This window comes from Aneurinibacillus aneurinilyticus ATCC 12856, assembly GCF_000466385.1.
Classification (GTDB): Bacteria; Bacillota; Bacilli; order Aneurinibacillales; family Aneurinibacillaceae; genus Aneurinibacillus; species Aneurinibacillus aneurinilyticus.
In genome coordinates this window covers 1-20,424 of the sequence record NZ_KE952891.1, presented here as the reverse complement: position 1 = coordinate 20,424, position 20,424 = coordinate 1, and the positions used below count along the sequence as shown (strand labels likewise).

Below are 20,424 nucleotides of genomic sequence, written 5' to 3'. Positions count from 1 at the left end.
TTTTCTCAATGTCTACATATCGGGGTCTTGACCATAAAAAGCTTTTGCATCATCTTAAACACTGAATACTTACATTACATTTTTTTGATAAAAGGATGGGACCGACTTGAACCTCAATTGGTTTGCTGCGGAAATGCTCATGAAACAACGCCAAAGGGAAATCGAACGATCTGCTAGAGAAACGTGGAAATGGTCAGACGCTATGCAAAAGCAATCGGTCCGATTCTTTAGTAGGCGGTCAATCATTCGTGCAACACCAACGGCTTGCTGCGCTGCGAGCTGCTGTTGATTGTATAAAAAACTAAGGAGTGATCTTTCATGAATCAAGTGAGTAATGATCAAATTCGTCAAAACGTTCGGAATCGGTATAAAGAAATCGCCTTACAGGACGTAGGGGCGGGGTCCTGTTGTACGCCAGCGCCATCCAATGATTGCTGTAGTTCGGCCGCGGATGTTTCCGCTAAAATGGGCTACTCGTCAGAAGAATTAACAGCCGTTCCGGATGGGGCGAACCTTGGCCTCGGCTGTGGCAATCCGCAAGCTATTGCCGCTTTGCAACCGGGAGAAGTCGTGCTGGACCTGGGCAGCGGCGGCGGGTTTGATTGCTTTCTTGCCTCCCGTCAGGTAGGCGCTTCCGGCCGCGTCATTGGTGTAGATATGACACCGGAAATGGTCAGCCGCGCCCGCGAAAATGCCAGCAAAAGCGGATTTACCAATACGGAATTTCGGCTGGGCGAGATCGAGCATCTGCCGGTTCAGGACCACTCGGTGGACGTAATTATTTCAAACTGTGTCATTAATCTGTCCCCATCAAAGCAGCAGGTTTTTGATGAGGCGTTCCGTGTGCTGCGTAACGGCGGCAGGCTGGCCATATCGGATGTCGTGGCAACAGCCGATTTTCCGGATGAAATCAAGCAGGATATCGACCGTATCTATTCAGGGTGCATTTCAGGAGCTTCTTCCATCGGCGAACTGGAGGCCATGCTTGCACAAAGCGGTTTTACCCAAATTGAGATCGAACCTAAAGACGAATCCCGGACGTTCATCAAGGATTGGATTCCTGGCGCAAATGTCGAACAATACCTGGTGTCCGCCGCGATACGTGCCATCAAGCCTTGAGCCATGACGGGCCGAGCTGTTGCAGCTCGTGTTGGGCTGAACATGTTACGGCATTAAATAATAAGGCGCCGCCGGTTAGCTGGCAGCGCCTTCGCCTTTGCGCGTATAGCCGCGCCTTGCGGTTTTGTACCCTATTTTATTTCGCTTCCTGTTTAAAGGAAACAATGCGAAGTGTTGGTTGCCCGTCGATATGTTTGGTTCCGTACAGCGGCGGTGTTTTGCCTTCTTCCAGAATGGTGCGCGGACACCACGTTTTAAATTCGGTTTCTTCTCGCCTGGATATGCCAAGGTGTACGATGGCATTATCAAAACCGCCGTATATGAGTAATTCTGCCCCTAATTTATGAAATTTAATCATGGCTGTGTCGGATGTGAGGATGCGGGGAATGGCGAGAAAATAGATCCATTTTCCTTTCAGGCTGTTAAAGTTCGGTTTGCCTGCGCGGGACCGCATATGATCCCGGTCAATCGTGCCGTTTTTGATGTTGTCCCAGCCTTCCGGCCCCCGATACAATTTCAAGTCTTGAGAACGTACTTTTCCCGCGACCATCTTTTCCAGACCCAGCAGGTGACAGAAATTGTCCTTTTCAAAATGCAGCTTAACAGGTTCATGGTTCTCCAGTTCATATGTAAACGTGTAGGGGAGAAGATATTGCTCATATAACTGCTGAAGCACTTGGAGGCTAATATCCGCGATCAAGGGTTTGGCCGTTCGGGCAACTAATTGTTCGAGTGTTAGCGTCATGGAATCATGTCTCCTTGCACAAAAAAAGCTCTGATGTATCCACATCAGAGCCGCCTTGTTAAGCTGATGGGTAGCAAAAACAGTCGGTAAACACGGAGATTATGGTCCCCCCGGCGGGGAACACCACGCTACCCGGTGGTGCGGATCGTTGGCGATCCCTATATATAAGTGTTTCCTAATTGCTGAAAATCCATATCATTCGGCAACACAAACGGTCGGTAAACACGGAAATTATGGTCCCCCCGGCAGGGAACACCACGTTGCCCATGGTGCGAGCTTATGCTCCGATTTACTTTATCTTGCCTGTATATTATACAACGGAAACCCGGATTGTGCAACGGACAGTTGGGATGGAGCGAAATCAATCTATTGGAGTAGCGGCGAGGGAGTGAAGTCAGGGAGGGATTGTTCTTAGCACCGGGGGCGAAGCCATGTCCGAAATCGAACAGGGCAACATCCCTTTAGTGTTTCAACATTTCACGCAAAACCCGGAAGGCTCGTTCCTGATCCTGCACGTTCTGCTCTTTGAGGAGCATCACGGATTGCCATATCCATTCATCCTGTTTTAGATGCTCAAACGGATCGCGTTCACTGAACAAGGCATAAACGTTTATATGTAGCGCATCGGCTATTTTTTCCAAGGTTTGAAGCTGTATGTTTTGTTCGCCGCGTTCGACGCGACCGATATAGGTTCCTTGCGATTCTAGCACTTCCGCCAATTGCTCTTGGGTCCAACCCCTCAATGTGCGGTAGTGCCGTATCTGCTCTCCTATCGTTTTGGCTAGATGACTCACGCTGGTCGTTCACCTCTTTCTACTAAGAAGTGTAGACCAACGATATGATGCGCTTGGAGAGTATCGAAAGTTCAAATATCTAAAATATAATTGAACTCAAGGGTTCTTTTGGTGTATACTTTCCACATCTTGGGATTTCAAACGCGTCCTTATTTCCTCATTGGGACCGGAACATTTCTCGTGCGATATTGAGTACCTTTTTACGATCCAATGGGTCACGGCTCATTAAGAGAGCCAACATTTCAATAATGGTTTCATCCTCCGGTCCGTCGAGCTGTAGCATCCGGAACAAGTCGGTTCGACAAGCTTGCGCGATTCGATCTAGGGTTTGAATGGTTACATTGCGCTGTCCGCGTTCCAGGGAGCTGATATAGGTATAACTGGTTCCGATCAGTTCGGCCAATTCCTCTTGCGTCAAGTCCTGGCTTAATCGGGTGTGCCGGACGGCATTGCCCACCCGTTGCAATGTTGTATACGCCACGGTTGTTACACTCCTTTCTATCCATTTGAGTGTAAGCAACTTGGGCATAACTATGCAGAGTACTAAGAGATAATTTTTTTGATGTAAACTTATCTTATAAGATAAAATGTACTCTAAAAGTTTTGTTTTTTCTCATATTATGTAACTTAAAAGATAATCGGGGGGAGATCGTGTGGAATATCCTGGTTCCAAACTTGACGAAACCGGCAGACATCCTCTTGCTGCTGCTATTGTTGATGATCCTGCTGTTTTTCGCGATTTGGCAGGAGGAGGGGAAGGCCAAGGCGACGCGGTAAAAAGATGGGAAGTGAAGGCGTCCGATGACGAAGACCGCTCACACCTGAATGTTTGGGACTTCTACCAGACTTTGCCCCGGCCGCGTTCGGTTTGGATGGAGATAGAAGAGGAACCGATCGCTTGGTACTGGAAGCTGTGGGGTTATGGCGGTATGGCTGTCGCTTATTCCGGCTTTGTTGGTTATATCGTGCTTACCTTTTGGGCCATGATCTACTACGCTTATCAATTCGTTTCATTTGCACTTTAGGAGGGAAGGCAATGTTTTCCGAACTATTATTCAACATGTCTCCTGCCGGAAGAGCTGCCATTTTTGTCTTCGGTGTCATCTGTTTTAGCTTGTTATATGTCCTGGACCGGCAGGCAGTCAAACGCCGGAAGCAAGAGGGGCGAGATTCTTCTAAATCAGACTAATCCGGATGGTTCGGACACGGCCGTTCAATGCTTCGACGAATAGATCGTGCGCCAACGGATCGCAGCTCGCTCCGGAAGGCCGGTGACTTGAAGTAGACGCATAGGGTTGCTAACGGCCACCGGCATACCGTTATGGGAGGCTTTGCGTCCAATGCCGCACCAAGGGGGCGGTTTTGTCATTTCCGGCTGTTCTACCCTTTTTTGAGCTTCGGCCTTGCGCCTGGGGCTCTTTTTCGTATTATCAGGTCAGCCAGAGATTTCTGGTTGGCCTATTTTTATGGTCGTTCTATGATGGCGGTAGCCGGGAGAACGTGGCTCTTTTTGGGGCACTTACCCCGTCACAAAAACTGTTCTCCCACTATCCCCAATGACCATGTTTGAGCTGGTTGAGGCACTTGACTTGACCTCGTATCACAAGCGAAGCTGTGGGTTTGGAACCATCGTGGGATTGCCGGCTAGATTAACATCAGGAGGAGTTGACATGGAACCGGTTATCGGACTGGACGTGGCAAAAGGTGTGAGTGTATTTCAAGCGTTCATGAAGCGTAATGAAGCATGCGGCAAGCCGGAGGCTATTCGGCATACTGAGGACGGTTTTGAACGCCTAGGCGATGTGATTCGCCTACTGGAGCAACAAACGGGGAAACAGCCTGTTGTTATCTTAGAGGCAACCGGGCATTACCATCGCATTGTTGTAGCTCACCTTGAGCGTACAGGGGTCACGTATTTCATCGTTAATCCGCTCCTCTCTAAGCGCGCGAAGAGTGCTCAGTTACGCAAAGTGAAAACAGATGCGGCGGATGCCTGGCATTTGGCGGAGATGTATTACCGTGGCGATGTGCAGCCGCACCGCAGGTGGGAGGATAACATAACGGAGATTCAGCATTTAACTCGGCAGCATGAGTTTATGACATCCCAATTTGTGCAGTCGAAGTTGAATGCAAGGGCATTGCTGGATCAAGTATGCCCGGAATATGAAGCTGTGTTCAGCGATCTGTTTTCCAAGACGGCGTTGCAGGTGCTGCGTCTTATGCTGAGAGGTAACGTTGTTACTGAAGAATTGATCCGGGAAACAGCTGGCACCTCACATGGTAGAGCATGGATTCAGGAAAAAGTGGGGCGAATCCATGCTCTACCAGAGTTTAACAAGTCTAGTGCGGCTCAAAAGGTGGCATTATTATGCATAGTGGAAATTATGCTTGTTCAGCAAGAGCAACTGAGTCAATTGGAAATGAAAATCGAAGAAGAAGCAACGGGGATCCCGGAAGTAGGGCTGTTAAAAACCATCCCAGGAATCGGAGATAAACTGGCTGCCACGTTAATCGCAGAAATCGGTAATGCCAGTCAGTTTAGAGATCCAAAACAGCTTGTGGCTTACGCTGGGCTAGATCCAGGTGTGCATAGCTCCGGTCAGTTCGTGGCGACCAGCACCCGGATAACCAAACGCGGCTCTAAACGGTTGCGTAGAGCGCTATATTTAGCCGTACAGTGTGGAATTAGGAGATGTACAAACGAGCGATTAAAGGCGTACTACGATAAGAAAAGACAAGAGGGCAAGCCCTACAAGGTGACAGTGATTGCTTGCGCCAACAAGCTATTACATCACATTTACGCCATCTTGAAGAAAGGCCAGCCCTTCCAAGTGTGAACCATATTTAACCAAAGCCTCCGCCAACGGAGGTTTATTTGGCGTGTACAGAAATTATAACAACTTTTCCTCGGCAGACCAACACGCCAAAGCTTGACAAACATTAGCTGGTTTTTGTTCCGCAGCTTCATGCGGTTCACGGTTGGCATGAACCGGATCGTTCGGCTTTTTTTGCGGAATGGATCTTCTGCAGCCGGAAAGAGCTGCGTGGATCTCGGCGGAAAGCCGAACGTTTTTTTGTGGCCATTGGATCCAAAATCATCAGAATCCGAATGAAGGAAACCGGTTCCCCCAGTTCACCGGGCCTAAATCCCAAGCGACCCCGGAAAGACGCCGGGTTCCATTGGGATTTTTAACGGGCCTCGCAGGGAAGCAAAAGCGTTTCTCGGGGTAACGCTCGATCCATGATGGGCGCTCTCGCTTACGCTGCCGCACCCATCATGGCTCTACGGGGCAGGGCGGCACGATGATTCCATTTCGCTGACGCTCCATTTCATCATCGTGCCAAAAGCGATTCGGGCAGGTCGGGGAAGCCAAAAGCTTTGCAAGCGGGTTCCAGGAAGCAAAAACGGCCTGGCAGCGCAGGGGTACTTTCGCGCGCGGGCCTTGCTCCTTCCGTTTTTCAAGGCCCACATCCTGTACACCGCAGCCGATCCGTCGCATGGGAGCATATCCGAACCGTGGCTGGCAAGGGTAGTCAAATTTTTTTGAGAAGAGCGCTCAAAAAATTTTGCCTATCCCTGACGGGCAGACCCTTGCCAGCCAGAACCGGATATGCTCTAAAATCTGCGACGGCTGCGGTATACAGGATGTACCTGTTCCTTGAAAACTCCATACGCAAGACCAGGAAGCACGAAGGAAGCCCCTACGCTCCAAACCTTGAAAGAAGACGCTCCGCGCTGGCTCGACCGGCAAGCGGGACCAGGATGAGGGTTTCAGGGCCAAAAAGTCAAGTCAATGAAGAAAAAAACGGGATGGACAAGCCAAGGGAGCAAGTGTCGACGCCGCCGCAACCCATGAATGCATCGGCACCAGTTCATGAGACAATGCAGCAACCGGCGCAGCAGGAGGGGAGAACCGTACCTTCGGCCGTTCCTGAATATGTCCAAGCTGTTCCACATGGAACGAGAACGGCAGCGCCAGAGGCCGTTTCATTAGACTCCCGACGTCAGGGAGGGGACCGTAGAAGGCAGACCAAGCCCGAGGCCCGTTCCGATTCGTTCCGGACGGCGCGAGGATCAGCCATATTGGAATCATTGGAGATGCCGTTCGTTTCGCATGAAGCCGCTCCGATGACTTCACAGGATAACCTTATCCCCCGAACCGGGGCGACGGAACTGCCGTCGAAGAATGCCTCCTTAGAGGAGGACGAAGGGGAGCGTGAGAGCTAATGGCGCGTTCCCCACAGCTTCCTGATCGGGCTAAAACATGGTTCAGTATTATCATTGGTCTGCTGCTGATCGCGCTTTTTATCGGGTCATTTTTTTCCGGAAGACGCGCCGCGCAACCAAAGGAAAATGAAACGGCTACGGTTCATGAACAACGTCGAGACGTACACCAGTACGAAGCGCAGCCAGAGCCGGAGGAAATGGTAAAGAATAAACCGCCTATTACAGAGGAATCCGTAAGTAGCGCACAGGCCGTTCTTCCGGATTTCCTAAAGGCATATGTGCCGTTCGATAGCGAACGGCCGGACGCTTACCTGGAGCGCTCCAAGCCTTATATTACCGATTCCTTTTACAAGCAGCTTTCATCGTTTCAGCGGCGGGGAACGCTCTCGCGCGTGAAAACCGAGTATGTCACCGCTGAATGGACACCGGCCGAGCTGGAAGCAGACGAGCAGTGGTACAACGTGGATGTAACGGTGACTCATACCGATATCAACGGTAAGAATGAAGATGGCTTGCTGCTTTACGTGGTGCTGCTCAAACGAGCTGATGGGAAATGGAAGGTTGATGATGTAGGCATTCGTCCGGGATCGGGGGCGATTCCGGAATGAAAAAATGGGGATGGCTGATCGCAGCAATTCCGATCCTGCTCGTTGTGGCTTTATGCGGAATGTTTCTTTTTCCGTTGTTGTTCATGGGCGGGGGAAGTATCGGATACGGCTTTTTGGGAGGGTCAATCTCGCCGATTGGGGAACGTGAAATACCGGTCGAATATATTCCAATCTATAAAGAGGCGGAAGCCAGGTACGGCGTTCCATGGAACTTGCTGGCCGCGCATCACCGCGTCGAGACGGTATTTTCTACGCTTCAGCCCATGATTTCAAGCGTCGGGGCGGAAGGACACATGCAGTTTATGCCGTGTACGTGGGTAGGTTGGTCGCATCCATCGTGCTACGGTGCAGGGAAAGGGAGCTTTACCGAAGAAGAAAAGACAAGTTTGACCATGATCGCCCGTTACGCTGGGTATGGCGTGGATGCAGACCGTGACGGCCGGGCGAGCATGTGGAGCCTGCGGGACTCCATCTTTTCCGCCGCGAACTATTTGGCCAAAAACGGCGCGGCGACCGGCAACCTGGAACGTGCCATTTTCGCCTACAACCACAGTCAGGATTATGTAGCGGAAGTGATGATGTATGCAAGACTCTACGTGACCGAAGGGTTTATTCCAATTGAAGTGATTGAACCATCCGAAAGCGGCTTTGCACGACCGGTTGCCGGTGAGGTCACATCCGGTTTCGGTATTCGGATCGATCCGGTAACCGGTAAGCCGGGCGCATCTCATGAGGGGATCGATTTTGCTTGTCAGGCCGGGCAACGCATTCCGGCTTCCAAAGCCGGTAAGGTTGTGTTTGCCGGTTGGCAGGACGCAAATGACCATAGCAAAGGCTACGGCTTATTTGTTTGGGTAGACCACGGCGGCGGCTTTAAGACTACGTATGCACATATGTCACAGACGACCGTTCAGGTCGGGGATGTCGTTCAGGCAGGGGATGTGGTCGGCGTGTGCGGTTCCACGGGCAAAAGCACCGGCCTGCATTTGCACTTTGAAATCTTTGTAAATGGGCGGCGCGTCGATCCGTCTCCATTTATCGGTTTGTAATGTTCGGGGTTTTTAGTAGAATGGATCTCCTGTAGCCAACTTGAAGCAAGTGGGTCTCGCCGAAAAAATGAACGATCGCAGACTGCTCTGCCGGCGAAAAAAACCGTCAGATTACGAATAATGGAAACAAAACAGCCCCGCCCATTTTACACTCCTTTAAGTAGGCAATTGCATAGGATGAAGGAGAGTAATGAAACAGGAAAGGAGAATGCATTTGTACCGTCAATCAAGCTATCAACATCAATGGCTTAATCCGATGTATTACAACTGGCATATCAACAATTGGAGTAACCAAGGTAGCCCTTGTTTTATCGATTATGCCTATAATTGCTATGAAAGAAATCAATTTTACGGAAACATTGCATTAAAGGACTACGGGCCAAATCCATTTGCAATTAATATTGAAGAGGCTGCAAAGCAAAACAGTAACTACCGTACCGCATTATGGACAGGAAAACATCTACAGGTCACTTTGATGAGTATCAATGTTGGCGAAGATATCGGCTTAGAAATTCATCCGGCACTCGATCAATTCCTACGCATCGAAGAAGGTCAAGGAATTTTTCAAATGGGTAGAAGTAAAGACAGATTAGATTTTCAAGAAAAGGTCTATGAAAATTTTGCAATCATGGTCCCTGCTGGAACATGGCACAATCTAACCAATACGGGTAATAAGCCAATTAAACTTTACTCTATTTATGCACCTCCTCAACATCCGTATGGCACAGTTCAACAAACAAAACCAATTGCCATAGCTACCGAAGAAAGCCATCATTACTAGATGGTTGAAGTGGAAATCGTTTATTTGTAGCACCTTATTTAAAAACGGATACAAAGTTGAATGACAGGAAAAGCAGGTTCCAGTTGTGACCTGCTTTTCGTGATTCCCTAACAAAATACGTTGATTATATATAGGCAATATGTAACCCCCCATGTTTCGGGGGGGCGCTAGCTCGTTTAGATACTCAGACAATGTTAGCAGGTCTTTGGGTAGGAGACATTAGCGGAACTGTAATTGTTCCCTGTTTAGTAGTTATCGAAATGAAGTACGTCTCGAAAAGCATGCTTTTTGATACGCGGGAAAAATGCCTGTATTTACGTCTCAAAATATCCTAAAATAACTTTAGAGACGTTTCACATTCGACATGGATATTTTGAGACGAATACGGGGGAGAAAGTCATATGAAGCTGGGATATGGCCGTGTGTCGGCTAAGGATCAAAATTCGGAACGGCAGCTCGTCAAGTTTCGGGAGCTGGGCATTGAAGATCGGTTTATTTTTGTCGATAAGCAGAGCGGCAAGGACTTCGACCGCCCACGCTATCAGGCTATGCGTCTGATGATCCGGGAAGGCGACTTGGTGTATATTGATGCGCTGGACCGGCTTGGCCGGGATTACGATGGCATAATTACCGAGTGGAAGTACATCACGAGGGAAGTCGGCGCTGACATCGTATGCCTGGATAACGAAACGTTGTTCGACTCCCGGAAGTTTAAAACGATGGGCGATTTCGGCAAAGTGATGGAAGACCAATTTTTAAGCCTGCTGGCATACGTGGCCGAGCAGGAGCGCAAGAAGAACCGGCAGCGGCAGGCGGAAGGGATCGAGGTTGCCCGGGCGGACGGCGTTATATTCGGTCGGCCCAAGCAGGAGATCGACGAAAAGTTTGTGGAAGCGTACCAGGAATGGAAAGCTGGCCAGCTTTCCGCGATGGAGGCTATGCGTCGGATCGGTATGAAAAAGCCTACGTTTTACCGGCGAGTGAAGGAATACGAGGAAATCAATGAGCGATTCTAGCTGTTGCCACGGCGTCTATTTCGTTTCGCCCGGTGCCAGTTATAATTAATCGAAAACAATGATCGCAGCTCCTTCACCGGCGCTGCTTTTTTCTTTTTGGGGTAGTACCAGCGAAGCTGACACCACCCGCAAAGTAAATCACTCAAACATCAAGGTGAAAGTTTATACCTGCCAGAGTACACGATTTGTACATTAACATTGATATTTCGTAAGGAATCTTTGTTTAGCACAGTCCCGGATGCAATCCGTTTCCATTCATAAGGATTCTTGCGAAAAAGAGATTCCCCCAGATTATAAATATCTATTCTCTTTTCAAACGCGGTTTGAAAGGTCTGCCTAATTTGATGCTCAATTTCTTTTTGAGCCAGTTGCGTGAGTTCTTGCTCCGTAACGTCTGCATGTAGCTCATTTACTCCGGCCTTCACCTTAACGGAAATATCGAAATATGCTTTGTCATATTTAACCCTTGGTTTGACGTCATATTCGGGTTTTACTGCGACGAGAACTGCAACAAGCTTGTTATCGGAAAACAAGTCAACGGGCAGTCGGATTGTGTGTTTATTCAGCCATGGCAATCCTTTTATTTCTTCGAGGCTCATGCGTGCGTAATATTTGTCCTTATCGTATATTTGTATGCCTGAATATCTAAGCAGCTCATGCGGTTTTTGATTTTCCTTCCATTGATCCTTTCGAACAGATAATTCTGGTATGTAGCTTGTCTTCGCCTTTTCGTTAGAATCCATTACAAATCTTTGCAGGCGGATCGGAGCGAGGATAGAACGCTGCCGATAATTCTGTTCGGGGTTATGTAGAATCGATGCTTTTGGCGATAATCTGAAAAATGGAGTCGCAATTAAGACCTCGTCAAGGGGATCGCGCGTACTGAACACCCAAGCTAAGTACCTTATCTCACGATATCGGTCGATCAGTTCCAACACTTCACCGACTTTTCGTTCCTTCAATAACCTTTCGCTAAACAAGATTGCAGAGATTTGTCCCCAGTTTAACCTTTGTTGCGAAGTGCTGTATAAATCATTCGCTGCTTCTGTAAATGAGATACCTTTTCCTCTACCGATCCAGACCGGAGGCTGTTCCGCTTTCTGTTGTCCTTCCAGTTTTGCCACTGTCGAGAAATCGAGCAACTGCGCATAAATGATGTATTGACCATCCGCATAGTCAATTCCAACAGCAGTTACATAATTCATGTTTTGCACTTCGTATTTGCTCCAACATCCGGTGAGAAAGAAGGGAAGCAGAAGAACTGCGGTAAATTTGTATGCGTTCATTTCTGCTTATCCCCTTGGCTTGTAGAATCTTGAGTATTTAGCATGTCTGGCCGAGTTTTCCGCCATCTCCATGGTAATCGGAACAAGGCATTGGCGAAGTCTTCATATAGAGGCGAAACCGGAGCCAGGTAAGGCAAACCGCATGAACGCAAAGAGGCTAAATGAGTTGTCACGATAAACAAAGCAAGTAAAAAACCATAGATCCCCAAGATGGCAGACAAAGCGAACATGAAGAAGCGCAAAATGCTCATTGTCCCAGCAAGTGACTGGTTGGATAAAGTCGAACCGAACACTTGCGTAAGTGCTCCTATGACAACAATGCTAGGGGATAAAAATCCTGCGCGTATGGCCGCATCCCCTAAGATGAGCCCTCCCACTACCGTAACTGTAGATCCTACTGCTGAAGGCAACCGAATACCGGCTTCCCGCAATATTTCCAAAAAGATGAGCGCGAGAAACATTTCCCCTGCCACGCCAAGAGGAATGCCTAATCGGTTGATGCCAATTGTTGCAAGAAGGTAATAGGGCAACTGATCCTGATGAAAGAGTATATCACCGGAATCACGATCGGCAGCCTTGCAGCTTACGTTTCGTTGGATCTGGAGTCCACTTGGTATCTGGGCTTGGTTTCGATGACTGTTTGGACCGTTGTTTCTTTAGGGATTGAATTTTTACAGCTGAAAAGCAAAACGGCAAGAGACCTATTCGACGGCAAAGCAACAGTGCTCATTAAGGACGGCAAGATCATGGAGGATAACCTAAAAAAAGAAAGGATTACCACGGATGAACTTATGGAACAGCTTCGAATAAAGAATGTGTTCAAAGCTGCCGATGTTGAATTCGCCATCATGGAGTCAAGCGGTGACGTTAGCGTTCTTTTAACCAAGGAAAATCAACCGTTAACGCCTAAACACCTGGGAATAAATGTCGGGCCAGAACAAGAACCTCAATCGGTCATTATGGATGGAAAAATAATGGACGAACCGCTTGCCACGATAGGTCTAAACAGGAAATGGCTGGATACGGAACTGGAGAAATTAGGTGTTTCGATTGATAACGTATTTCTTGGACAGGTGGATTCCTATGGCCAGCTATACGTTGATTTATTTGATGATCAGATCAAAGTACCGAAACCCCAGAAAAAAGCCGCGTTGCTTGCAACATTGAAAAAGTGTGAAGCGGATCTCGAAATGTTTGGCTTATCTACCAAAGAACAAAATACAAAGCAGATGTACGAGCAATGTTCAAAAGCGTTAGAAAAGATTATTGATGAAGTTAAACCATTGCTGATTCGTTAACAATTCGCCAATTATACGTCAGCTGAAATTCGAGGAGGATGTTCATGGCAAATAATATAAAGAAAAATTTAACGCGGGTACAACAGGAATATAAAGAATTGGCGCAAAGCGTCGAACCTCCGAGGCCCATACTCAAAAACTTCATTCGTGCGTTTATAGCTGGCGGGGCCATTTGTTTGGTTGGACAAGCCATCCAGGAAATGTTTGTGCATTGGGGCGGCTTTGATGAGAAAAAAGCTGGAGACCCTACCGTGGCGGTTATGATACTCCTTTCTGTCATTCTGACCAGCATGGGGGTGTACGATAAGTTTGCCCAATGGGCTGGTGCGGGTTCCGCAGTGCCTGTGACGGGATTTGCGAATTCGATGGCATCCGCTGCGATTGAACATCAGAGTGAAGGTATGGTGCTCGGTGTTGGCGGTAAAATGTTTAAACTGGCTGGACCGGTTATTGTATTTGGTACAGTCGCCGCCTTTGCGGTAGGAATTGTACATTTGCTGATCAAAGGCGGGGGAGGCTCTTAATATGTTAAAGGGACACCAGAGTTGGCTATTTGAGAACAAGCCGTTCATCCGATCAACAGCAACGGTAGTGGGTCCATTTGAAGGAAGAGGCCCGCTGGCCAAAGATTTTGACATTGTCCATGGAGAATCCATGATGGGACAAAAGAGCTGGGAGAAAGCAGAAAAGGCATTGATTGAAGAAGCGGCAAAACTGGCTATTGAAAATGCGGGGTTGACAAAGGAACAAGTCCAGTTTTACATAGGAGGGGATTTGATGAATCAAATCATTAGCAGCAGTTTTGCCGCGCGAACATTATCGATCCCTTACCTCGGTGTGTTTGGCGCTTGTTCAACCTCGATGGAAAGTCTGGCATTAGCAGCTAACCTTGTAAATTCCGGTTCGGCGAAATTTGTATTGGCGGGGACATGCAGCCATGATTCCGGTGCGGAGAAACAGTTCCGATATCCGACCGAGTACGGTTCGCAAAAACCGCCAACCGCCCAATATACGGTAACCGGGGCCGGTGCTGCCATCGTATCCATGGAAGGTGACGGACCGGTTGTTACATCTGCCACCATTGGCCGGGTTATCGATATGGGCATTAAAGATCCGTTTAATATGGGCGCAGCGATGGCTCCTGCAGCGGTAGACACCATTGAGGCGCATGTTCGAGATTTGGGAATTGAACCGGGTTATTACGATTTGATCGTTACCGGCGATCTTGCGAAAGTCGGATATGAAATCGCCTGTAAATTGTTTAAGAAACATAACTTTCCCATCGAGCAAACCGAATATTCCGATTGCGGGATGATGATTTACGATTATGAAACCCAAATGGTTCAAGCCGGAGCAAGCGGCTGCGGTTGTTCGGCAGTTGTTACCTATGGACATTTGCTAAATCGGATGCGAAGAGGTGAACTGAAACGAATCCTCGTTGTCGCTACGGGGGCGCTGCTATCCCCGATTTCATTTCAACAAGGGGAAAGCATTCCTTGTATCGCTCATGCCGTATCCATAGAGGCAGGGAGGGAGATATTATGATTTTTCTTTGGGCTTTTTTGGTGGGAGGTGCAATCTGTGTTTTCGGACAATTTTGTTTTGATGTCTTGAAACTTACACCGGCCCACACCATGACCCTGCTTGTTGTATTGGGCGCGATTGTCGACGGAATTGGATGGTATGATCCGCTGATTGAATTTGCCGGGGCAGGAGCATCGGTCCCGATTACAAGCTTTGGTAACGCTCTTGTCCATGGTGCGCTTCAAGAACTAAAGAGCAATGGCTGGATTGGGATCATCACCGGAATTTTCGAAGTGACCAGTGCCGGAATATCCGCAGCGATTATTTTTTCGTTTCTCGCTGCATTGTTCGTAAAACCCAAAGGATAATACGGGGCCCAATCCGAATTTCGTTGGCTAAAATACACTGTAACGGTCGGTCAGGGCGATCCCTAACCGGCCGGTTTTGATTATGAGAAACATTTACTTGTTCCAATCTGTACGGAATGTCCCCATCGATAATCTCAAAGGTTACGTTGACCAAGCTATAAAAGCCATATACTGTCAGACGCTATTTATTTCGGTTCCTATATTCTCCATCACTTCTTTGGTTCGCTCCATTAAACTCGGCTCGGTTGGAACATTTTCACTTGCCTTTCCATCCAAGATTATTGGAGATTTGTTACTTGTCGTTTTGATTCGCTGTTTAAATTGTGATTTAAGTTCGCTTTTTTCCATACTTTCTCCTTTTCATTCGCCATTTTCAGAATATGCAACTGATATTATTCCGATTTTCATATCCTTTATGCATCATAGGAGTCAGGTCCCCAAAAGGCTGTGTTTCCGCCTGCATATAGACAACCAACCCGATAAAATGACCGGAAACCGGGCGGATGCCGTTGTCGCTTCTATGCGCCTGCCATAGACTAATGCTGTAAGTTCAACTTTACCTAACCCAAGGAGGAATGTTTTCAAATGCAGTTTATCAAACAGGAAATGCCCATGTATACGCATGACCACGCCGCTTATGTCAGGCAAATGTACGACTGGCACGTGAAAATGGCTCAGTATCAAGACCAATTGCGTGCCTTTCATCTGGAAAGAGCGAAACAATTTCAAAAGATGGCCGAAGAAAGAGCGAAAACATCAGAAATACCCAGCGGCACCAGCGCCGCTTAAAGGCGAACCGACATGGGGCGATGTGATGAATTGGAAGCATTCCGAATCAAAATCTGGGACCGTTATTTAACCCTTCGTTCCCAATATGGAACCCGGATGCCCTTGTCTTTCGACCAGTTCTGGTATGACTTTTTGGCCAGGCACATGATATCCGACTGTGGCGTTGAGCAAGTATATGAGGACTTCTGCAACAACTGGGAGAATCAGTGCGTGAAAAATGTTTGCGATTCGAGCCATAGGTAGAATGCCGGTAGTTTTTTTAACGAACCGATTCATACTTCGTTTTGTCCCAAGGAGGTGGCGGCCATGACAGAGGAGCAAACGGCGAAGAGCGAGGAAATGCTGCAAACCGCATTCCGATTAAACAAATGTCCGACTTGCTCCGTGCGTTAGTTGGAAAATTCATTGTATCATTCGAAGACAACTTATCCTGCGAAATAGGACCACCAAAAGGCCGGCTGTTGCCCAAAATGGGCAGCTCCGGCCTTTGATATTTGTATGCAGGGGACAAGGGTAGATGGGATCGAATCCAAGCGGAACTTTCACGATGCGGATTACTGCTTGGCGGAATAGGATGATTCGTTTCTGGATAACTTAAATGCTGTTTGCATAAATTTGGAAAGGCGGATGCCTGCATGTCACGAACATTCAGTACAAGCGTTGAAAACCGGACTACCTCTGCCCCAAGACAACCGAATCGATGTAAAAATTGCATCTGGGGCAACTGGGATGGGTTGAAACAATTTTGTTCGAAACCTGTCTGCTTTAAGAAACAACCAATATAAGAGAAAGACGCCATCAATGGACAAGTGAGATGAATATCCATTGCTTTACGAATTTTTTTCGCACGAAAAATTTTATGTGTGGCGTCTGGAACCGGATCAACTGATCCATTATACCGGCGTTGTTATGCTGGACACCTTTTGCATTTATCCTTTGACTGCTTTTCTCTACCTGACTCGTTTTCCGGAAGTCGAATGGAAGGCTGCGGTTCACATTGCAAAATGGGTGCTGATCTATATCGGTGTAGAATGGGTTGGATATCGCCTCGGTTATATTACCTACTCCCGCGGCTGGAATTGCTGGTGGTCGCTTTTCTTGATGTACACATGTTTCTGATGCTTCACTTTCATCAAAAACGGGTTTGGAGCATCCCGATGACGATACTGTCCATCTTCTTTTACTTGATCATGTTCGGTTATCTGTAAAGAATTCATGCCCAGTGACTGGCATTTTTGCAGAGGACGCATATAATGACGTGATCCAACTTTGAGGAGTGATGAATCATGTCCGTTGCGGCTCAAACAAGTACAAAGAGTTTACCTCCCTTTTCCATATGGGGAGTTCATGCATCTGTCGCCGGAAGACCGGTTGTGTGGGGCAAGCTCGTGATGCGTGTTTTGCCGGACCAACAAATTCAAGGCACCATCCAATTTCGCGGAACGTCGATTCCGATTGAAGGAAGCTGGAATGAAAGCGCGCAGCAGATCATGTTTCATTCCCCCTACGCCGCCTACTCCGGCCATTTAACCATCTATGACGATGTCCAGATTCAACTTCGGCATCTGGTTCTCACCGGACGTCTGCAAATGCTCCCCCCCTCTTTACAGGCGGGCGAATATGGAACCTGGGTAGCGACAACTGATATAAGCTTGGCGGGGTATAGCGGCTATGTCCCACCGCAACCGCCTTCAACTTCGTTGCCGCCGGTTGGCGTATTTGTTACGTCGAATATACTGTATGGAAACTCGCGAATATAAAGCAGGCACATATCGGATGAAAAACGATCGGTATCCGGATAACGGAAAGGGGTGGCATCGGTGGACGAAAATCAGATTCATCATGCAATCCAACAAGCCTATCAATTGATTGTTGAAGCACACCGCAACATGACTGACATTTGGCGCACTCACGTACTGTTTACGCGGCAATGGTGGTTTGGAGTAGGTTTATCGATATGCCCCTGGCTATTTTGGATCGGATTTCGGGATAAGAGAGCTACGGGACAGTTTCTCCTATCCGGGTTTACGATGATTATCGTGTCATCGTGGCTGGACCAGCTTGGGATTGCCATGGGACTCTAGCATTATCACTGGGAAGTCATACCGTTCATGCCGGCCAATTTTCCATGGAATTTTTCACTTGTTCCCGTCACGGTTATGTTCTTACACCAGTACAAGTCTGGCATACATCCGTTGTTCAAAGCTCTCCTATTTGGGGGATTTTCCGCTTTTGTGGCCGAGCCGGTCTCACAAATGGCCGATTTATACCACCCCGTTCACTGGAAACATACCTATTCGTTTCCTATCTATGTTGGGCTGTACTTGCTGGCTTCAAGCATTGCCAAGAAGGGCATAGATTGCGGTAAGTCTTTTCAGGAAGACTCTAACCCCTGACAATAGCCAATCATCAAATTTTACCATTCATTATTTTTCTGACGGGTTGACATATTAAATATGGATGCCATTTCAGGAGGTGATCAACATGACGGTAGCTTCTCAAGTGAAAACAGCAGTAGCTTCATTAAAAAGCGCACAGGCCAGCTTTGAACAGTTTGCGTTAAATACACAAAACCAGCAGGCCAAAACCACGTTCACAAATGCAGCGCAACAGACACAAAACATTATTGACCAGGTCACTCCACGGTTACAACAAATTGAACAGGAAGAACCGCAGTATAAAGGTTTCTAAAAAAGGCCATGCCGATCTCTTCTCGGCATGGCTGCCCCTTTATTCCCTCGTAGATGACTGGATTGGGAGGTTGATTTTCTTGGCATGGATAGCAGGATTATGGCTAGTAAATACGGCACTGTTGATCATTATTGCGGTTCGGGAGGTGCGCCGCCCCGCCAAAGCGTTGACTTGGATATCAGTCGGACTTGTATTACCGATTATCGGATTCGTTTGTTACCTGTTCGTAACGAATCCTGTGCAAATGCGGCGGGACAAGCTCGTTTCTTCGCACAATAACCCGATAGCGTTGCCTCCAGCATGTGGTGACTCCGCTTTTGTTATCGCTCGGGCTTTGCAACCTTTGTCTGTCAGTGGCCTTCGAACCGGTTACGTCCAAATCCTCACGAACGGGATGGAAACCTACGGAAAACTCCTTCAATCAATTCAGGCCGCACAAAAGACAATCGATCTGGAATATTACATATACCGGAATGACCATATCGGTAAACGTATCACAGATGTGCTGATTGACCGGGCTTTATCCGGTGTGAACATTCGTTTTATAAGGGATGGCTGGGGAAGCCGGTCGTTTCCCAAACATGCGGTTCGCCGGATGATGGAAGCAGGCATTGAATGCAGGACCATCTTTCCCTTGCGATTCCCCTGGGTACTATCCAACTTGACATACCGGGATCATTGCAAGATCGTCATCGTCGACGGAAAGGAAGCCTTCATGGGAGGAATCAACGTTGGGGACGAGTATACCGGAATGAAGCCGGATGTCGATTTTTGGCGCGACACTCATATGCGGTTAACCGGCGAAACAGCGGATGATGTGAAAGCCGTTTTTGAGGCTCACTGGAAAATGGCGTCACCGGACATGCTCCATTCAACGAGAAAGGCAAAATTTCTCCCTGAATCGGCTCAACTTTCTGACGATAAAGCCATTCATCCATTTCCATCCGGCAAAACAGAACGAGGATACGGATGGGAATGGGGATCGGAGCTGGGAACGATGGAAGGCACCCACATGGGAAAAGCTTCCCCATCCAAGGATTCGCATAACGTCTATATACAGATATTCGAAGGCAATCCCGGGCTGCCTACTCCGGTCATTCGGGAAATGCATTTCATCTGCCTGACGCAGGCGACCCGAACCATCGACGTGACCAACCCTTATTTTATACCCGATGCGGATATCATTATGGCCATCAAAACAGCCGCGGCGCGTGGCGTTCGAGTGAGATTACTGGTGCCGCGCCAAGTGATTCCTAAAGTTGCAGGAGGTGCAAGCCGTACGTATTATGGCGAACTCGTGGAAGCAGGGATCAATGTGTTTCAGTACAACAAAGGGGTATTGCACGCCAAAGTCATGATTATCGATGGCGAGATTGCCGAAGTGGGTTCTTCCAACTACGATCTCCGTAGTTACCGTTTAAACTACGAAGTGTGTGCAGTGATGTATCATTCTGATGTGGCCCGGGAGCTTACGGAACAATTCGAACGGGATCTCGCCGAGGCTACTCCATATCGTTTGGAAGATCATATGCATCGTACTTCTTCCGAGCGCATGCTTGATCAAGCAGCGCGTTTGTTATCTCCTTTGTTATAAATCTCAAAAATTACATGGAATTGAATCGAAGTCCAATTTACACATGTATATGGCGAAAGGGGAGAAGGCTTCCAACGAATACAAGTAATATCGGATTTGGGCAACAGTCTATGGTGCAAATATCACGCCCGGCATATAGTGTAGAAAAAAAGGAGCTGCATCATAGATGATCATGATGAAACCGATTGAAGTTGAAGGTCATCAGGTTATAAGTATCGAGGTCGCCCTGCCCAAAACAACACTTCTGGCCATCACAACCGATCACGGATATATCATGTGCGGAGCGCTTGATATTCGTTTGTTAAATGAGAAATTAAACGATCGCCGCATTGTGGCAGGACGCGCAACCGGGGTACGAACAATAGAGCAATTGCTGGATGCCCCACTCGATATGGTGACCACAGAGGCGGAATTACGCGGAATTTGCCCTGGGATGAAAGGAGCAGATGCGCTTTTAAAGATGGTAAACGAGGTTAGTTAATTTTAAATCCATACTTAAGGTGAAGTGCACCCCTTAGAATAGACATTGGATTA

The 20,424-nt window shown here is 47.9% G+C and carries 25 protein-coding genes and 2 pseudogenes; 20 read left to right on the top strand and 7 right to left on the bottom strand.

Going from position 1 to position 20,424, the window contains the following annotated elements; translation table 11 throughout:
- Window positions 1-318: 318 nt before the first annotated feature.
- A complete protein-coding gene (locus HMPREF0083_RS21950) occupies window positions 319-1,119 on the top strand; it encodes an arsenite methyltransferase (protein WP_021624035.1) in 801 nt (266 codons plus the stop codon).
- A gap of 136 nt (window positions 1,120-1,255) precedes the next feature.
- Here the strand turns inward: HMPREF0083_RS21950 and HMPREF0083_RS21945 are convergent, their stop codons facing one another.
- The 3 genes from HMPREF0083_RS21945 to HMPREF0083_RS21935 form a co-directional block, all read right to left on the bottom strand.
- Window positions 1,256-1,864: a PBECR4 domain-containing protein gene (locus HMPREF0083_RS21945; RefSeq protein ID WP_021624034.1), complete on the bottom strand. Its 609-nt coding sequence runs from the start codon at window positions 1,862-1,864 to the stop codon at window positions 1,256-1,258.
- A 461-nt stretch (window positions 1,865-2,325) separates the two neighbouring features.
- Entirely contained in the window at window positions 2,326-2,658 is a 333-nt protein-coding gene (locus tag HMPREF0083_RS21940) for a helix-turn-helix domain-containing protein (RefSeq protein ID WP_021624032.1), read from the bottom strand.
- Between the two features lie 157 nt (window positions 2,659-2,815).
- Window positions 2,816-3,139 (bottom strand): helix-turn-helix domain-containing protein, encoded by a 324-nt coding sequence (locus tag HMPREF0083_RS21935; RefSeq protein ID WP_040304430.1) that lies wholly within the window; start codon window positions 3,137-3,139, stop codon window positions 2,816-2,818.
- A 172-nt stretch (window positions 3,140-3,311) separates the two neighbouring features.
- Here HMPREF0083_RS21935 and HMPREF0083_RS21930 point away from each other — a divergent pair, with 172 nt between their 5' ends.
- From HMPREF0083_RS21930 to HMPREF0083_RS21895, 8 genes are all read left to right on the top strand, one after another.
- Complete coding sequence (locus tag HMPREF0083_RS21930) at window positions 3,312-3,683, top strand: hypothetical protein (RefSeq protein ID WP_021624030.1); 372 nt, start codon at window positions 3,312-3,314, stop codon at window positions 3,681-3,683.
- An 11-nt stretch (window positions 3,684-3,694) separates the two neighbouring features.
- Window positions 3,695-3,847, top strand: coding sequence for a hypothetical protein (locus HMPREF0083_RS28380; RefSeq protein WP_155847246.1), 153 nt, complete (start codon window positions 3,695-3,697; stop codon window positions 3,845-3,847).
- 481 nt (window positions 3,848-4,328) lie between these two features.
- Window positions 4,329-5,495, top strand: a complete 1,167-nt coding sequence (locus HMPREF0083_RS21925; RefSeq protein ID WP_040304428.1) for an IS110 family RNA-guided transposase — start codon at window positions 4,329-4,331, stop codon at window positions 5,493-5,495.
- 926 nt (window positions 5,496-6,421) lie between these two features.
- The gene (locus HMPREF0083_RS21915; protein ID WP_040304422.1) at window positions 6,422-6,886 is read left to right on the top strand and encodes a hypothetical protein; all 465 of its coding nucleotides are present in this window, start codon (window positions 6,422-6,424) and stop codon (window positions 6,884-6,886) included.
- Window positions 6,886-7,494 carry a YqhG/Tai3 family protein gene (locus HMPREF0083_RS21910; protein ID WP_021624025.1) on the top strand — a complete coding sequence of 203 codons (609 nt, stop codon included), beginning with the start codon at window positions 6,886-6,888 and terminating at the stop codon, window positions 7,492-7,494. The genes HMPREF0083_RS21915 and HMPREF0083_RS21910 overlap by 1 nt, the downstream gene beginning before the upstream one ends.
- Window positions 7,491-8,543, top strand: coding sequence for a peptidoglycan DD-metalloendopeptidase family protein (locus HMPREF0083_RS29975; RefSeq protein WP_021624024.1), 1,053 nt, complete (start codon window positions 7,491-7,493; stop codon window positions 8,541-8,543). The genes HMPREF0083_RS21910 and HMPREF0083_RS29975 overlap by 4 nt, the downstream gene beginning before the upstream one ends.
- Window positions 8,544-8,757: 214 nt before the next feature.
- A complete protein-coding gene (locus HMPREF0083_RS21900; RefSeq protein ID WP_378433030.1) occupies window positions 8,758-9,324 on the top strand; it encodes a cupin domain-containing protein in 567 nt (188 codons plus the stop codon).
- 401 nt (window positions 9,325-9,725) lie between these two features.
- Window positions 9,726-10,340, top strand: coding sequence for a recombinase family protein (locus HMPREF0083_RS21895; RefSeq protein WP_021624022.1), 615 nt, complete (start codon window positions 9,726-9,728; stop codon window positions 10,338-10,340).
- Window positions 10,341-10,489: 149 nt separating this feature from the next.
- Here the strand turns inward: HMPREF0083_RS21895 and HMPREF0083_RS21890 are convergent, their stop codons facing one another.
- Window positions 10,490-11,626 (bottom strand): Ger(x)C family spore germination protein, encoded by a 1,137-nt coding sequence (locus HMPREF0083_RS21890; protein WP_021624020.1) that lies wholly within the window; start codon window positions 11,624-11,626, stop codon window positions 10,490-10,492.
- A complete protein-coding gene (locus HMPREF0083_RS21885; protein WP_021624019.1) occupies window positions 11,623-12,156 on the bottom strand; it encodes a spore germination protein in 534 nt (177 codons plus the stop codon). Before HMPREF0083_RS21885 ends, HMPREF0083_RS21890 begins: the two co-directional genes overlap by 4 nt.
- Between HMPREF0083_RS21885 and HMPREF0083_RS21880 the strand changes: the two are divergent.
- The 4 genes and pseudogenes from HMPREF0083_RS21880 to spoVAE form a co-directional block, all read left to right on the top strand.
- A pseudogene (locus HMPREF0083_RS21880) lies at window positions 12,139-12,924 on the top strand (YetF domain-containing protein); the annotation flags it as partial. The gene HMPREF0083_RS21885 and the pseudogene HMPREF0083_RS21880 overlap by 18 nt on opposite strands.
- Window positions 12,925-12,968: 44 nt before the next feature.
- Window positions 12,969-13,448: a stage V sporulation protein AC gene (spoVAC, locus tag HMPREF0083_RS21875; RefSeq protein ID WP_005832062.1), complete on the top strand. Its 480-nt coding sequence runs from the start codon at window positions 12,969-12,971 to the stop codon at window positions 13,446-13,448.
- Window position 13,449: 1 nt separating this feature from the next.
- Window positions 13,450-14,469, top strand: a complete 1,020-nt coding sequence (spoVAD, locus tag HMPREF0083_RS21870) for a stage V sporulation protein AD (RefSeq protein WP_007784321.1) — start codon at window positions 13,450-13,452, stop codon at window positions 14,467-14,469.
- Entirely contained in the window at window positions 14,466-14,816 is a 351-nt protein-coding gene (gene spoVAE, locus HMPREF0083_RS21865; protein ID WP_005832063.1) for a stage V sporulation protein AE, read from the top strand. Before spoVAD ends, spoVAE begins: the two co-directional genes overlap by 4 nt.
- Before the next feature lie 174 nt (window positions 14,817-14,990).
- Here spoVAE and HMPREF0083_RS28375 read toward each other — a convergent pair whose 3' ends face one another.
- Entirely contained in the window at window positions 14,991-15,164 is a 174-nt protein-coding gene (locus tag HMPREF0083_RS28375; protein ID WP_153784608.1) for a hypothetical protein, read from the bottom strand.
- A 237-nt stretch (window positions 15,165-15,401) separates the two neighbouring features.
- On the opposite strand from HMPREF0083_RS28375, the gene HMPREF0083_RS21860 reads away from it, so the two are divergent.
- Entirely contained in the window at window positions 15,402-15,605 is a 204-nt protein-coding gene (locus HMPREF0083_RS21860; protein ID WP_021624015.1) for a hypothetical protein, read from the top strand.
- 1,061 nt (window positions 15,606-16,666) lie between these two features.
- Here the strand turns inward: HMPREF0083_RS21860 and HMPREF0083_RS28365 are convergent.
- Complete coding sequence (locus tag HMPREF0083_RS28365) at window positions 16,667-16,855, bottom strand: hypothetical protein (protein ID WP_148316038.1); 189 nt, start codon at window positions 16,853-16,855, stop codon at window positions 16,667-16,669.
- A 36-nt stretch (window positions 16,856-16,891) separates the two neighbouring features.
- On the opposite strand from HMPREF0083_RS28365, the gene HMPREF0083_RS21845 reads away from it, so the two are divergent.
- The 6 genes and pseudogenes from HMPREF0083_RS21845 (at window position 16,892) to HMPREF0083_RS21825 (ending at window position 20,371) form a co-directional block, all read left to right on the top strand.
- Window positions 16,892-17,365 carry a hypothetical protein gene (locus HMPREF0083_RS21845; protein WP_021624011.1) on the top strand — a complete coding sequence of 158 codons (474 nt, stop codon included), beginning with the start codon at window positions 16,892-16,894 and terminating at the stop codon, window positions 17,363-17,365.
- A 60-nt stretch (window positions 17,366-17,425) separates the two neighbouring features.
- Window positions 17,426-17,689, top strand: a complete 264-nt coding sequence (locus HMPREF0083_RS29520; protein ID WP_245191367.1) for a hypothetical protein — start codon at window positions 17,426-17,428, stop codon at window positions 17,687-17,689.
- A 12-nt stretch (window positions 17,690-17,701) separates the two neighbouring features.
- Window positions 17,702-18,001, top strand: a pseudogene (locus HMPREF0083_RS29970) (CBO0543 family protein); the annotation flags it as partial.
- A gap of 88 nt (window positions 18,002-18,089) precedes the next feature.
- Window positions 18,090-18,296 carry a DUF1657 domain-containing protein gene (locus HMPREF0083_RS21835; protein ID WP_029197844.1) on the top strand — a complete coding sequence of 69 codons (207 nt, stop codon included), beginning with the start codon at window positions 18,090-18,092 and terminating at the stop codon, window positions 18,294-18,296.
- A 79-nt stretch (window positions 18,297-18,375) separates the two neighbouring features.
- Window positions 18,376-19,890: a phospholipase D-like domain-containing protein gene (locus HMPREF0083_RS21830; protein WP_040304410.1), complete on the top strand. Its 1,515-nt coding sequence runs from the start codon at window positions 18,376-18,378 to the stop codon at window positions 19,888-19,890.
- Window positions 19,891-20,056: 166 nt separating this feature from the next.
- A complete protein-coding gene (locus HMPREF0083_RS21825) occupies window positions 20,057-20,371 on the top strand; it encodes a YunC family protein (RefSeq protein WP_021624005.1) in 315 nt (104 codons plus the stop codon).
- Window positions 20,372-20,424 lie beyond the last annotated feature (53 nt).

Coding starts and splice junctions, on each gene's coding strand:
- HMPREF0083_RS21950 (WP_021624035.1), top strand. CDS start 319: ATGAATCAAGTGAGTAATGATCAAATTCGTCAAAACGTTCGGAATCGG.
- HMPREF0083_RS21945 (WP_021624034.1), bottom strand. CDS start 1,864: ATGACGCTAACACTCGAACAATTAGTTGCCCGAACGGCCAAACCCTTG.
- HMPREF0083_RS28380 (WP_155847246.1), top strand. CDS start 3,695: ATGTTTTCCGAACTATTATTCAACATGTCTCCTGCCGGAAGAGCTGCC.
- HMPREF0083_RS21925 (WP_040304428.1), top strand. CDS start 4,329: ATGGAACCGGTTATCGGACTGGACGTGGCAAAAGGTGTGAGTGTATTT.
- HMPREF0083_RS21915 (WP_040304422.1), top strand. CDS start 6,422: ATGAGGGTTTCAGGGCCAAAAAGTCAAGTCAATGAAGAAAAAAACGGG.
- HMPREF0083_RS21910 (WP_021624025.1), top strand. CDS start 6,886: ATGGCGCGTTCCCCACAGCTTCCTGATCGGGCTAAAACATGGTTCAGT.
- HMPREF0083_RS29975 (WP_021624024.1), top strand. CDS start 7,491: ATGAAAAAATGGGGATGGCTGATCGCAGCAATTCCGATCCTGCTCGTT.
- HMPREF0083_RS21895 (WP_021624022.1), top strand. CDS start 9,726: ATGAAGCTGGGATATGGCCGTGTGTCGGCTAAGGATCAAAATTCGGAA.
- HMPREF0083_RS21890 (WP_021624020.1), bottom strand. CDS start 11,626: ATGAACGCATACAAATTTACCGCAGTTCTTCTGCTTCCCTTCTTTCTC.
- spoVAC (WP_005832062.1), top strand. CDS start 12,969: ATGGCAAATAATATAAAGAAAAATTTAACGCGGGTACAACAGGAATAT.
- spoVAD (WP_007784321.1), top strand. CDS start 13,450: ATGTTAAAGGGACACCAGAGTTGGCTATTTGAGAACAAGCCGTTCATC.
- spoVAE (WP_005832063.1), top strand. CDS start 14,466: ATGATTTTTCTTTGGGCTTTTTTGGTGGGAGGTGCAATCTGTGTTTTC.
- HMPREF0083_RS28375 (WP_153784608.1), bottom strand. CDS start 15,164: ATGGAAAAAAGCGAACTTAAATCACAATTTAAACAGCGAATCAAAACG.
- HMPREF0083_RS21860 (WP_021624015.1), top strand. CDS start 15,402: ATGCAGTTTATCAAACAGGAAATGCCCATGTATACGCATGACCACGCC.
- HMPREF0083_RS28365 (WP_148316038.1), bottom strand. CDS start 16,855: ATGCGTCCTCTGCAAAAATGCCAGTCACTGGGCATGAATTCTTTACAG.
- HMPREF0083_RS21845 (WP_021624011.1), top strand. CDS start 16,892: ATGTCCGTTGCGGCTCAAACAAGTACAAAGAGTTTACCTCCCTTTTCC.
- HMPREF0083_RS21835 (WP_029197844.1), top strand. CDS start 18,090: ATGACGGTAGCTTCTCAAGTGAAAACAGCAGTAGCTTCATTAAAAAGC.
- HMPREF0083_RS21825 (WP_021624005.1), top strand. CDS start 20,057: ATGATCATGATGAAACCGATTGAAGTTGAAGGTCATCAGGTTATAAGT.